At 74.5% G+C, this 13,748-nt stretch carries 6 protein-coding genes; all 6 read left to right on the forward strand.

Translation table 11 applies throughout. The features are described 5' to 3' along the window. Positions 1–68: 68 nt before the first annotated feature. The 6 genes from Vau01_RS41240 (at position 69) to Vau01_RS41265 (ending at position 13,614) form a co-directional block, all read left to right on the forward strand. Entirely contained in the window at positions 69–851 is a 783-nt protein-coding gene (locus Vau01_RS41240; protein WP_204005302.1) for an alpha/beta hydrolase, read from the forward strand. Further along, entirely contained in the window at positions 848–1,933 is a 1,086-nt protein-coding gene (locus tag Vau01_RS41245; RefSeq protein WP_204005304.1) for an acyltransferase family protein, read from the forward strand. Before Vau01_RS41240 ends, Vau01_RS41245 begins: the two co-directional genes overlap by 4 nt. Positions 1,934–2,256: 323 nt before the next feature. Then, positions 2,257–5,862, forward strand: a complete 3,606-nt coding sequence (locus Vau01_RS41250; protein WP_204005306.1) for a WGR and DUF4132 domain-containing protein — start codon at positions 2,257–2,259, stop codon at positions 5,860–5,862. Continuing rightward, the gene (locus tag Vau01_RS41255; protein ID WP_204005308.1) at positions 5,859–9,140 is read left to right on the forward strand and encodes a DUF4132 domain-containing protein; all 3,282 of its coding nucleotides are present in this window, start codon (positions 5,859–5,861) and stop codon (positions 9,138–9,140) included. The genes Vau01_RS41250 and Vau01_RS41255 overlap by 4 nt, the downstream gene beginning before the upstream one ends. After that, positions 9,137–12,511, forward strand: coding sequence for a DUF4132 domain-containing protein (locus Vau01_RS41260; RefSeq protein ID WP_204005310.1), 3,375 nt, complete (start codon positions 9,137–9,139; stop codon positions 12,509–12,511). The genes Vau01_RS41255 and Vau01_RS41260 overlap by 4 nt, the downstream gene beginning before the upstream one ends. Next, positions 12,508–13,614, forward strand: coding sequence for an ATP-binding protein (locus tag Vau01_RS41265; RefSeq protein ID WP_239152260.1), 1,107 nt, complete (start codon positions 12,508–12,510; stop codon positions 13,612–13,614). The genes Vau01_RS41260 and Vau01_RS41265 overlap by 4 nt, the downstream gene beginning before the upstream one ends. The last annotated feature ends 134 nt before the right edge of the window (positions 13,615–13,748 follow it).

Consider the following 13,748-nt stretch of genomic DNA (forward strand, 5'->3'; position numbering starts at 1 on the left):
CGGAGCCACCCCGGGTGGGCTCCGTGGGGTGACGCTTCTCCATCGGCTTTGTTTCTACCTTCACCGGCATGGTCTGGTGGATTCTCCGCGCTCTGCTGGTGGGTACGGTGCTCGCGATCGGGTTGCCCGAGCCGCGGGCGGCGGCTCCCGATCCCGTCGTCGCGGTGGTGGGTGATCTCGCACACGCGGTACGGATCGCGGTGCTCGTTCCCGGTTCCGACACGACGCCCGCGAACTTCCAGCGTGGCCTCGGTGGCGTCGAGCGCCGGTCGCCGGCCTGGCAGGCGCGGCAACTGGCGGCGGCCGCCGGGCCGGACACCGCGGCGGTGGCGTGGCTCGGATACGAGACGCCGCACGGCATCGGCCGCACGGCTATCCGGTCGGAGCGGGCCGTGTCGGCGGCGGACGCGCTGGTGCGGTACGTCGGCTCGCTCGTTTCCGACCGTCCACATGCGACGGTCGTCGTGATCGGGCACAGCTACGGCAGCGTGGTGATCCGGTACGCCGCGCACCGGTTGCCGGCCGCGGCCACCGACCTGGTGGCGATCGGCAGCCCGGGCATGGACGCGTCGTCCGTCGCCGACCTCGGCACGGCGGCCCGGGTGTGGGCGGGCAGCGCGCCGGCGGACTGGACCCGGCGGATCCCACCGCTGCGGGTGCTCGGCGCGGGACACGGGCGGCATCCCACGGACGCGGGGTTCGGCGCGCTGCCACTGGACGTGCACGACGCCGACGGCCACGACGGGTATTTCGTGCCGGGGACGGCGTCGCTGGCAAGCCTCGCCGGGGTTCTCTCCGGGGTTCTCTCCGGGGTTCTTGTCGGGGCCGACGCCGGGGTGGTGGCGGCGTGACCTCCCGTGACCGCTATCTGGACGCGTTGCGGGGCGGGAGCCTGCTGGTCGTCGTCGCCTGGCACTGGTTCGGCGTCTCCCTGAACCCGGAGACGTTCTCGACGCGACCGGTCGTGTCGGCGCCCGGCCTCTGGCTCGCCAGTTGGGTGCTGCAGGTGATGCCCGTGTTCTTCTACGTCGGCGGTTGCCTGCACCGGCGGTCGTATCGTCCGGGGTACGTCTCCCGGCGCCTGTTCGGCCTGCTGCGGTTGGTCGCGCCGCTGCTGGCCGGGTGGGCCGTGATCGGTGCGGTCCTGGCGGTGCTGGGCGGTACGGCCTGGGCGGCGGAGACGGTCGAGTTCGCGCTCAGTCCACTGTGGTTCCTCGCGGTGTACCTGATGCTGGTCGCCCTGCTGCCGGTGGCGATGTGGCTGCACCGGCGGCTGGGGCTCGGGGCGCTGTCGGTGCTGGTCGCCGTCGCCGTGGTGGTCGACGTGCTGCGACTCGGGTTCGACGTGCCCGGCGCCGGCTGGGCCAACCTGGTGGTCGTGTGGATGCTGGCCCACCAGGCCGGCTTCCACCACGAACGGCTCCTCGCCGCCCGCCGGGCGGTGGGGTTCGGCCTGGCGCTCGGTGGCATCGCGGGGCTGACGACGCTGGTGACCGTCTTCGGCTACCCGGGCTGGCTGGTGGGGGTGTCGACGGAGAAGTGGTCGAACATGTCCCCGCCGACGGTGGCGATCGTGGCGCTGATCGCGCTGCAGGCCGGCCTGATCCGGCTCGGCCACCCTGTCTCCACGCGGGTGCTGAACACCGCCCCGGCCGGCCGGATCCTGGACCGCCTCAACCGCTTCGGCATGCCGGTGTACCTGTTCCACCTGAGCGCGCTGCTGCTCGCGGTGGTGGTCGGGTGGCCGGTTGCGCTCGCGGCGCTGGCGGTGGTGGTACGCGGCTCGGTGCGTCGCCCGCCGCCAGTTGCGCCGCCGCCAGTTGCGCCGCCGCCGGTTGCGCCGCCGGTCGCGCCGCCGGTTGCGCCGCCGACGGGGCCATCGGCCACGGAGCCCCCAGAAAGCATCGACACTCGTCAGCGAGTGGGAGCCTAGGCACCGCATCGGGGTCGAATAACGTATCTGACCTCCCACCGACGCGGGGCAACCCACGTCGACGCGGTCGTCCCGAGCTGCCTTTCCGCGATCTTGGACTTCAGTCGGGCGATTTGCGCTCTTTGCCCAGCCGGCGTGGGTCCGGGTTCGCGGATCTTGGACTCCTTGAGGGGTTATGGCACCTCACGCAGTCCAAGATCCGGAAACATGCGGACGAGATCCGGCGAGATGCAGCGTGATCATCGACCACGGGCGGTGGATTGTCGCAGGGCGTCGCTAAGGTGACCGGCGTTCGGTGATGGCACACGCGACGAGGGGGCGGAGTGCAACGCTACGAGCTGGTCGCGGGGGCGTCCGCGAAGTTCTGGGAGATCGATCGCGACGGTGTGACCGTCACGGTGCGGTTCGGGCGGATCGGGGCGGCGGGGCAGGCACAGGTCAAGACGTTCGACAGTGACGCCGCGGCCGAGGCGCACCGGGCCAAGCTCGTCGGCGAGAAGACGAAGAAGGGCTACCTCCCGATCGCGTCGATGACGCTCACGCCGCCGCAACCCACGGCAGCGCCCCAACCTGCGGCGCCGGCCGAACCTGCGGAAGTCCGTGACGAGGATGTGCTCGTCCTGCCCGATTCGTGGCGGGTGGTGGCCTGGCCGCGGCGCGATCGGGGCCCGGCGCCCATCTCGCCGCTGCCGCTCGGGCGGGAGCTCGAACTGCTCAGCCGCGGTTCCGAGCAGCTCAAACTGCGGCTGCGGAACGAGACCACCGAGCCCGACGTCCGGGAGGCCGGCCTCGCCTACCTCGGCGCCCGCCTGGCCGGTACCGACGGGCAGGACGATCCGTTCGGCGCGGCCGCCCTCATCACGGCGCTCGGCATGTCGATACCGTACCGCGAGCATGAGGTGCTGGAACCGGTCGCCGACGACTGGGTGGCGCGGCTCGGGTACGGCTTCGCCGCCGCCGCCACGGCGGAGCTCGCCGGGCTGGCGTTGGGGGGCACGTCGGGGGCCGGCCGGGACGAAGTCGGTGTGGTGCGCATCGGCACGGGCGGGCACCACGGGTACTACCTGCCGCACTGGTTCGTGATCGCCGTACGGTTGCGTACGTTGATAGCCGACGCCACCGCAAAAGACCGCGACGCCGCGGAGACGGCACTGGCGAACTACCGGGAGGGGTGGCTGGCCGAGCACCGGGCCGTCACCTCGTTCCTGCTGCCCGACCGGCTCGACTGGGTCCGGGCGGACTGCGCCGGCACCAGCACGCACTTCCTCGTCGCCCGGTTGCTCGGTGGCGCGGCGCACACCGTCGACCAGGTGCGGGCCGTGGAGGACGCCGGACGGCTGGCCGAGGCCGACCGGACCCTGCCGCTGCTCGCCACCCTGATGATCGGCGTCGGGCCCGCGATCGCCCCGGTGCTCAACGACTGGCTCAACTGGTCGGCCCAGGGCACCGAGGCCATCAAGCGGACGCTCGCCGCGCTCTCCCTCGTCCCCACCGACGAGGCGTTCGGGCTGCTGCTCCGGCACGTCGACCGCAGGTACACGCACGCCGCGCTGATGGAGGCGGCGGCCCGGTTCCCCCGACGGGCGCTGCGGCTGCTCGCCGGGTCCACCGATCGTGCGGTGGCGGCGCTGCTGCGCGTCCACGTGTTGAGCAACCCGGATATGGCGCAACGGGCCCTCGCGACCCTGCCCCCCGTGGCGGCCGGCCGGGTGCGGGCGATTCTCGACGGGGCGGCGGCCGTGGTCCTGGCCCCGCCCGAGGCGCTGCCGCCGGTGCTGCGGGATCCGCCATGGGCGCGGACGCGGGTCCCGGTGCCACCGGTCGTCGTCACCGGTCCGGTGGCCCGGCCGGAGGCGGCGATGGCGTGGCGGCCCGGCGAGCGCGACGCGTTCCTGGCCCACCGCGTGGAGGTCACCGACCCGTCGGGCGGGAAGCAGACCTGGGCCCGGCTGGCCGCCGCCGAGTTCGACGGACCGGGGTCCGGCTGGCGGGAGCTGGGCATCATGGTGCACGGGCCCGACGAGGTCACCCGGCCCCGGCTCGCCGGCTGGACCCCGCGCACCACCTGGCAACTGGAGGCGGCGGCGCCCGCCCTCGCCGCCCGGTACGAACTCGACGTGCTGCCGGCCCTGCTGCACCTGGCCCGCGAGGGGTCCTGGGACATCCTGCCGACGCTGATGCCGTACGCGTCCGGCGACGTGGCGCTGATCGTCGCCGACTGGTATTCGCGGCTGAAGTCGGTGCGGGCGCTCGCCGCGGCCTGGCTCACGCGGCATCCGGCGGTCGCGGCCCGCACGCTGGTGCCGGCCGCGGTCGGCAAGGCCGGTGCCGCGCGGCGCCGGGCCGAGCAGGCGTTGCGGCTGATCGCGGCGTCCGGCCATCGGGACGCGGTGGCGACGGCCGCGGCCACGCACGGGCAGAAGACGGTGGACGCGGTCAGCGCGCTGATCGACGCCGACCCGCTCGACGCGCTGCCGGCCAAGATGCCGGTCGTGCCCGGCTGGCTCGACCCCGGGCTGCTGCCGCCGGTCCCGTTGACGGGCGGTGACGGCGCGCTGCCGCCCGACGCGGTGCGCAACCTGTGCACCGTGTTCGCGCTGTCGACGATCGCCGAACCGTACGCCGGCGTCGCCCAGGTGCTCGACGCGTGCGAACCCGGTCCGCTCGCCGGGTTCTGGTGGGAGGCCTTCGAGCGGTGGCAGCAGATGGGCTTGCCGCCGTCGGAGGGCTGGGTGCTGCAGGCGCTCGGCCCGACCGGTGACGACGAGACGGTGCGCCGGCTCGGTCCGCTGATCCGGGTCTGGCCGGGCGACGGCGGGCACACCCGGGCCGTCGCCGGGCTCGACGTGCTCGCCGCGATCGGCACCGACGTCGCGCTGATGCACCTCAATGGCATCGCGCAGAAGGTGAAGTTCAAGGGCCTGCGCGAGCGGGCGCAGGAGCGGATCGCCGACGTGGCCCGCGGGCTCGACCTCAGCCCCGATCAGCTGGCCGACCGGCTGGTTCCCGACTTCGGGCTCGACGCCGACGGCAGCCTGCTGCTCGACTTCGGGCCGCGCCGGTTCACGGTCGGATTCGACGAGCAGCTGAAGCCGTACGTGGTCGACGGATCGGGCCAGCGCCGGGCCGCGCTGCCGAAGCCGGGCGTCAAGGACGACCCCGACCTGGCACCGGCCGCCGCCAAGCGGTTCGCCGACCTGAAGAAGGACGTGCGGACCGTGGCCGGCGACCAGATCCGGCGGCTCGAGGACGCGATGGTGACCCGGCGCGGCTGGACCGCCCGGGAGTTCCGCGACCTGTTCGTGGCCCATCCGCTGGTGGTGCACCTGGTGCGGCGGCTGGTGTGGGGCGTCTACGACGGGAAGGGCGGGCTCGTCGGGTCGCTGCGGGTGGCCGAGGACCGCACGTTCGCCGACGCCGACGACGAACCGTACGACCTGCCCGACGACGCGTGGGTCGGGGTCGCGCACCCCCTCGACCTCGATGCGGCGGCTGCGACGTGGGCGGAGGTGCTCGCCGACTACGAGATCCTGCAACCGTTCCCGCAGCTGGGCCGCAGCACGTACGCCCTCACCGACGACGAGGCCGCCGCCGCCCACCTGGTGCGCTGGATCGACCGGACGCTGCCGACCGGTCGCCTGCTCGGGCTGGAGCGGCGCGGCTGGCGGCGCGGCGCTCCGCAGGACGGCGGCGTACAGGGCTGGTTCGAACGGGAGGTCGACGACGCGCTGACGGTCATCGTCGACCTCGAGCCCGGCATCGTGGTCGGCGAGCCGACCATGTTCGCCGAACAGCGGATCGCCGACGTGTGGCTGAAACGGCCCGGCGACTCGTGGTGGGTGTCGCCCGGCCGCGGTGCGCCGTTCGGATCCCTCGACCGCGTCACCGCGTCGGAACTGCTGCGCGACCTGACCGAGGTGGTGCAGTGACGACGACGTGGAAGTGGCCCGGCGACTGGCTGTCCACCGTGCTGCCCCGGCGTAGCGGCGGGGGAAAGCTGGGCGGCGCACCGGAACCGCCGCCGGTCGACCTCGCGGTCAGCCGGGATGTCTTCGCCTCGGTGCTGAAGTCCGCGCGGTCCTGGCTCGAGCACGACGGTCACGAGCCCCGCCTGCACGCCGCCGCGCTCAAGTCCCTCGACTGCCCGCCGGCCGAGCGGACCCCGTGGGGAACCGCGGCGTTGCTGACCATGAGGGTGACCGACGACGACACCTGGGCGCCGGTGGTCGACCACCTGCTGGCCGAGCACGGCGCGGTGTTCGCCGCGGCGACGCTCGCGGAGATGGCGGGCCAGGAGTTCGACTGGAGCTCCGGCCAGGGACGCCGGCTGGGTTACTTCCGCGGATGGACGTACCGGACGCCGCAGGCGCGGTGGGCGAGCCTCGCCCGCAGGTTGCGTATCCGGCTCGTCGACGTGTCCGACGCCAAGTACGTCCGGGTCGTCGCCGCGATCGCGTTCTACCGCACCGGCGTGTTCACGCAGCGGTGCCTGACCTCGTACCTCGCCCCCGACCAGTCGCCCTGGGTCGCCGCCGACTGCGCCGACGCGGTGGCCCTCGGGCAGACGGTCGACGCGCAACTGCTGTTCGGCGCGGCGTCGACCGTCGAACAGTTCCGCCAGGTCGGCGCGCATTACTCGACGCAAGCAGGAGTGGAGACCGTCGGCGGCGTGGCCACGGTGCTCGACGTGCTCGGCGTCGACGCCGTGCCGGTGCTCGAGAAGTGGGCGGGCGGCCGGTCCACCCGCGAGACGCTCCAGCCGATCTGGACCGCGCTCGCCGCCCTGCCGTCCGACGAGGCGCTCGCGACGCTGTTCCGGAAGAGCGGTTCGCGGTACGCGATGCCGTACGTCCGGCGGGCGATGGACCGTGACCCGGAGCGGGCGATGCGGGTGCTCGCCCGGTCCGACGAGTCCGACCTCCTGCGCGACCACGTGCTCACCCGTACCGAGGTGGCCGTACGGATGCTGCCCGAGCTCGACGACGACGCGGCCCGGCGGATCCGGGTCCACCTCGATCCGCTCCTCGACCCTCTCCTCGACCCCGACGCGGCCGAGCAAAGGGTTCCCGCCGCGGACCTGCCGCCGTTGCTGCACCGTCCACCGTGGACGGAGAAGAAGCGGGTCAAGCGGGTCACGGTCGCCGGGCTGGAGGCCAAGCCCGAGGCGGCGATGGCCTGGTTGCCGGGGGAGCGGGAGGAACGGGCGCCGAACCTGCCGGCGGTCGGCCCGGAACCCGCGCCCGAGCAGGTGGAGGAACTGCTGGCCGGGCAGGTCGATCGCTATGACGCCGAACGGCTGCTCGCCACCTGGCCCGAGGAGACGCTCCGGCCGGTTCTCGACCGGGTGCCGATCGAGCCGCGCGAGTACGACTTCCAGGACAACGACGCGCAGTGGATCGTCGCCGCCCGGTTCGGTGCCGACGCCCTGCCCTCGGTGCTGGCCGCGGCGCGGAAGGGCCTGAAGTTCAACATCGAGCCGCTGATGCCGTTCGCCGCCACCGAGGTCGCGGTCGCCATGGCCGACTGGTACGACCGGCTGGTCTCGGTCCGTGCCGTGGCCAGGGCGTGGTTCGGGCGGCATCCCGAGGTCGCCGCGCGGGCGCTCGTCCCGCCGGCGCTGGGCCGGGCGGGCCGGGACCGGCGGCAGGCCGAACGGGTGCTGCTGATGCTCGCCGCGGCCGGGTTCGAGGCGGAGGTCCGTACCGCCGCCGCGGGGTACGGTCCGGAGGCCGGGGCCGGCATCGACACCCTGCTGCGCACCGACCCGCTGCGGGTGCTGCCGGCACGGATCCCGGCGCTGCCGACCTGGCTCGACCCGCGGCTGCTGCCGCCGCTGCGCGTCCCCGACGGGCGGGCGCTGCCGGTGGAGGCCGTCGGCCACGTGTGCACCGTGCTGGCGATGTCCACAATGGACGAACCGTACCCCGGGGTCGACGTCGTGCGGGCCACCTGCGACCCGGCGTCCCTCGAAGCGTTCGGGTGGGCCCTGTACGACCGGTGGGACGACGCCGGGTTCCCGGTCCGGGAACGCTGGATCCTCGGCGCCCTCGGCCTGATCGGTGGCGACGACACCGCGGATCGCCTGGTACCGCTGATCGTCGGTTGGCCGAGCGGCAACGCGCGGACCCGCGCGTCGCTGGGGCTCGACGTCCTCTGCGCGATCGGCACCGACAAGGCCCTCATGCACCTGGACCGGTTGGCCCGCAAGGCCGACACGGACACGGTGGCCGGCGGCGCCCGGGAGCGGATCGACGCGATCGCGGCGGCCCGGGAACTCACCCCGGAACAGCTCGCCGACCGGCTGGTGCCCGACTTCGACCTCGACCCGGACGGGCGCATGACGCTCGACTACGGGCCGCGGACGTTCGTGGTCGGGTTCGACGAGCAGCTCCGTCCGTTCGCCGCCGACGGGGCCGGCAAGCGGCTGAAGACGCTGCCGAAGCCCGGCGTCCGCGACGACCCGCAGAAGGCGGCGACGGAGTACAAGCGGTTCGCCGCGCTGAAGCGGACGGTGCGCACGATCGCCGCGGAACAGGTGCGCCGGTTCGAGCACGCGATGGTGTGGCAGCGCCGCTGGCCGGCGTCGGAACTGGCGACGCTGTTCGCGGTGCACCCGCTGCTGCAGCACCTGGTCCGGCGGCTGGTGTGGGGCGTCTACGAGGGCGACGAGACGATCGGGGCGTTCCGGATCGCCGAGGACCGCACCTACGCCGACGTCGCCGACGACCCGTACGAGGTGGCCGACGACGCGGTGGTCGGCGTGGCGCACCCGCTGCACCTCGGCGCCGACCTGCCGGCATGGGCGGAGACGTTCGCCGACTACGAGATCCTGCAACCGTTCGCGCAGCTCGGCCGGGAGACGTACGACTCGACCGAGCCGCTCGACCGGTACCGGGGGCGCACCACGACCGGCGGGCGGGCGCTCGGGCTGCGCAACCGGGGCTGGGACCTCGACGACGACCACCGGGGCGGACGCAGCCTCGACCGCCTCCTGCCGGGCGGGTTGCAGGCGTACGTCGTGTTCACTCCCGGGATGAACTTCCTCGACGGATTCGACCCGAAGGAGACGCAGACCGTGGAGAGCATCGGCGTCTACCGCCTCGCGGGTGCCCTGCCCGGCCAGGATTCCAGCGCCGTGGGCGTCGACGAGCTCGACCCGGTGACCCGGTCCGAGGTGCTGCGCGACCTCACGCAGGTACTGGGATGAGCGGCTTCGAGTGGCCGCCGAAGTGGCGTGGCCGCGTCCTGCCCCGGCGCGGCGGCTCCCCGGCGGTCCGGCCGGATCCGCGACCGGACCCGCCCGCGGCGACACCCGCCTCGACGCTCGCCCGGCGCGGCGACCGGATCCGGGCGGCACTGGCCCGGCCCGGACACGAGCCCGACGTGGTCGAGGAGGGGCTGCGGGCCGTCCCGATGCTCACGCTGTCGCGGCGGACGCTCGCCGCCGACACCGGGCCCGAGCCGACGCCGTTCGGCGTTGCGGTCGGGCTGCTCGCCGGCCTCGCGGCGGTGCCGTGGGCCGGCCGCGACGAGCTCGACGGCGTGGCCGACCTGGTGTTCGGGCTGCGCGGTCCGGTGTTCGCCGCGCGCACGGTGGCCGAACTCGGCGGGCTGTGGGTCGACGGCCCGGTGATCCGGAACGCGCACACGATCGTCCGCCGCACCGGTGCGGAGCCGCCGGCCGAGCCGCCGCCGTCCTGGTACCGGTTCGCCGCGGACGTGCGGCGGCTGCTCGGCACGGTGCCCGACGACGTGCACGCAGACGTCGTGCGGGCGCTCGCCGCCTACCGCGACGGCGATCCGGCGCAGCGGGCGGCCGTGTCGTTCCTCGTCCCCGATCAGCACGCGTGGGTCGACGCCGACATCGCGGCCGTGGCCGGCACGCGGAGCGCCAACGGCGGGGCGACCGAGGAGGCGTGGCTCCTGCTGTTCGCGGCGCGGACGGCCGCGCAGGCCGCCGCGCTGGCCGACGGGATGGCGCCGTGGCAGGTCGTGCACGACGAGGCGGCCGTCGCGACGCTGGTCGACGGCGTCGGGCCGGCGGTGGCGCCGATCCTCGACGGGTGGGTCGACGGCAGCTACGTCGGCACCGACAACGCCCGGGCGCTGCTCTCGGTGATCGCGCGGCTCCCGGGAGACGAGGCGTACACGGCGCTGATGGCGCGGGCCGGCGAACGGCTCGGCCGGGCGGCACTGCTCGACGCGACCCGCCGGTTCCCGGCCCGGGCGCTGCGCCTGCTCGCCGCCGCACCGGCCGACCGGGTGCTCGACCGGATCCTGCGCGACACCGTGCTCACGAACCCGGCGGCCGTCGACGAGGTTCTGTCCACAGTGGACACAGTGGACGCAGAGGATGCAATGGACGGTCCGGCGGCGACCGACCGCATCCGGCGGGTGCGCGACGAGGCGACGGCCGTGGTCGAGGCGGCGCCGGAGGCGCTGCCGCCGGTGCTGGTGCGTCCACCGTGGACGGTCCGGCGGAAGCGCTCGAAGCCGGTGGTGGTGGCCGGGCTGACGGCCGGATCCGGCACCGCGATGGCGTGGCGCGACGGCGAGCGCGAGCGGTGGCTCGCGCACCGCGATCAGCTTCCGCGGCACCCCGGCGTCGACTGGCTGCGGGTCGTCCGGCGGTTCGGGGGACAAATGGACGCGCGGCACGAGGAGATCCTGGTCGGCTGGGGACCCGAGGACCTGGTGCGCCCGTTGGTGGGCCGGACCCGCGGGTGGTGGGTCGCGGAGCCGGAGCGGTGGGTCTCGATCGCCGTCGCGCGCTTCGAACTCGACGCGTTGCCGCACGTGCGTGCGCGCGCCGAGAAGTACCCCGCGAGCGAGGGCCGGTTCCTGCTGCCGTACGCCACCGCAGACCTGGCCGTGCTGATGGCCGGCTGGTACACCCGGCTGCGGTCGGGACGGGCGGCGGCGGTGCAGTGGCTCGACCGGCACGCGGCCCTCGCCGCCCGCACGCTGGTGCCGCCGGCGCTGGGCAAGGCCGGCCCGGCCCGGCGGGAGGCCGAACGGGCGTTGCGGATGCTGGCCGGGCGCGCTCACGACGTCACCGTCCGGGAGGCCGCGGCCACGTATGGCCCGGCGGCGGCCGACGGCATCGCCGCGCTCCTCGACACCGACCCGCTCGACGTGCTTCCGGCCCGGGTACCGACGCCGCCCGGATGGATCGACGCCCGCCTGCTCCCACCGGTCCCGCTGCGCGGCGGAGACGGCGTGCTGCCGCCCGACGCGGTCGGGCACATCGTCACGATGCTCGCGATGTCGCGACCCGACGATCCGTACGCCGGCATCGACGTCGTCACTAACACGTGCGACCCGGCGGCGCTGGCCGACCTCGGCTGGGCGCTGTTCGAGCGGTGGCTGGAGGCCGACGCGCCGAGCGCCGACGGCTGGGTGCTGCCGGCGCTCGGGCTGATCGGCGACGACGAGACGGTCCGGCGCCTCGCTCCGCTCATCCGGGCCTGGCCGGGCGAGGGCGGCCATGCCCGCGCGGTCGTCGGGCTCGACGCGCTCCGCGCGATCGGCACCGACGTCGCGCTCATGCACCTGTACGGCATCTCGGAGACGGTGAAGTTCGCCGGCCTCCGCGACAAGGCGCGGGAGCGGATCGCCGAGATCGCCGACGACCTCGGGCTCAGCGCGGCCGAACTGGCCGACCGGCTCGTGCCCGACTTCGGGTTGGACGGCGACGGCGGCATGGTGCTCGACTTCGGGCCGCGGCGGTTCACGGTCGGGTTCGACGAGCAGCTGAAGCCGTACGTCGTCGACGGGTCGGGGAAGCGCCGCGCCAACCTGCCGAAGCCGGGCGCGGGCGACGATCCGGGCCTGGCGCCGGCCGCCGCCAAGCGGTTCGCGGCGCTGCGGAAGGACGTGCGCACCGCGGCGGGCGACCAGCTCCGGCGGCTGGAGCGGGCGATGGTGAGCGGGCGGCGGTGGTCGGCCGGCGACTTCGCCACCTACCTCGCCGGCCACCCGCTCGTGCGGCACATCGTGCGGCGGCTGGTGTGGACGACGGACACCGGCGGGTCGTTCCGGGTCGCCGAGGACGGCACGTACGCCGACGCGTCCGACGACACGTACGCGCTGCCGCCCGACGCGAGCGTCGCGGTCGCGCACCCGGTCGGGCTCGGGCCGGCGACGAAGGCGTGGGCCGAGGTGTTCACCGACTACGAGATCCTGCAGCCGTTCCCGCAACTCGGCCGGGAGACGTTCGCGCTCACCGACGCGGAGCGCGCCGCCACGTCGCTCGAACGGTGGAGCGGCCGCATCGTGCCCACCGGCACGCTCCTCGGCCTGGAACGGCGCGGCTGGCGGCGGGCCGACCCGCAGGACGCCGGCAACCAGCCCTGGTTCGAGCGCGACGCTCCGGGCGGCGACCGCCTGTTGATCATGATAGACCCGGGCATCCCGGTCGGTTCGCCCACCGACATTCCCGAGCAGTGCGTCGGGACCGTGGTGATCGTCCGCTCCGACGACTACGAATGGCAGCCCCGGTACCCGCAGCGCATCGGCACGCTCGACGACGTCACGGCGTCCGAACTGATCCGCGACATGCAGGAGGTAGTGCAGTGACAGAGGTCGCCGCCGACAGCGCGGAGCGGATCCAGCGGCCGCCCGCCGAGGTCCGCTACGCCGACGAACTGGCCCGGCTGCGGGAGACCGACGACGGCGAGCGCCCGCCCGGCTGGGCGCTGAGCCTCACCGCCGCGCGGCGGTTCGTCGTCGGCGACGAGGGTGTTGGTATCAGCCGCAAGTTCGTCGGCGACCCGTCGCTGATCGACCGCGCGCTCGTCACCCTGGCGACCAACCGGGGGCTGCTGCTGGTCGGCGAGCCGGGCACGGCGAAGTCGCTGCTGTCCGAGATCCTGGCGGCGGCGGTGAGCGGCGACTCGACGCTGACGATCCAGGGCGGCGCGGCCACCACCGAGGACCAGATCCGGTACTCGTGGAACTACGCGCTGCTCGTCGCGGAGGGGCCGACCGAGCGGTCGCTGGTGCCGGCGCCGCTGCTGCGTGGGATGGCTGAGGGCCGCACCGTGCGGTTCGAGGAGATCACCCGGTGCCCGCTGGAGGTGCAGGACTGCCTCCTGTCGCCGCTCTCCGACCGGGTGCTCGCGATCCCCGAGATGGACGGCACCGGATCGATGGTGTTCGCCCGCGACGGGTTCAACATCATCGCCACCGCCAACACCCGCGACCGCGGCGTCAACGAGATGAGCGCCGCGCTGAAGCGGCGGTTCAACTTCGAGACGGTGTTCCCGATCGCCGACTTCGGCACCGAACTCGCGCTCGTCGAGGCGGAGGCGGGCGCGCTGCTGCGCCGGTCCGGGGTGACGGCCGCGCCGCGCCGCGACGTGCTGGAGGTGCTCGTCACCACGTTCCGCGAACTGCGCACCGGCCAGACCGCCCGGGGCGACGCGATGGAGCGGATGAGCACGGTGATGAGCACCGCCGAGGCGGTCTCGGTGGCACACGCGGTGGGGATCCGCGGCTGGTTCCTGCGCCGCGAGGCCGGCACCGCCGAGGACCTCGTGTCGTGCCTCGCCGGCACCGCCGCCAAGGACAACGCCGACGACCTCGCCAAGCTGCGCCGCTACCTCGACCAGCAGGTGAAGCACCGCCGGACCGGGCAGTGGCCGGCCCTGCACGCGGCGCGCCACCTCCTGCCCGGCTGATGGCGGCCGGACCGAGCGGCGGGCCGCGGGCCGGCGAGGCCGCGACCGCATCGGGCGGCGGCCCGGCGCGGGGCGGCCCGGCGCGGGGCGGCCCGGCGCGGGGCGGCCCGGCGCGGGGCGGCCCGGCGCGGGGC

It is taken from the genome of Virgisporangium aurantiacum (genome assembly GCF_016863635.1).
GTDB lineage: Bacteria > Actinomycetota > Actinomycetes > Mycobacteriales > Micromonosporaceae > Virgisporangium > Virgisporangium aurantiacum.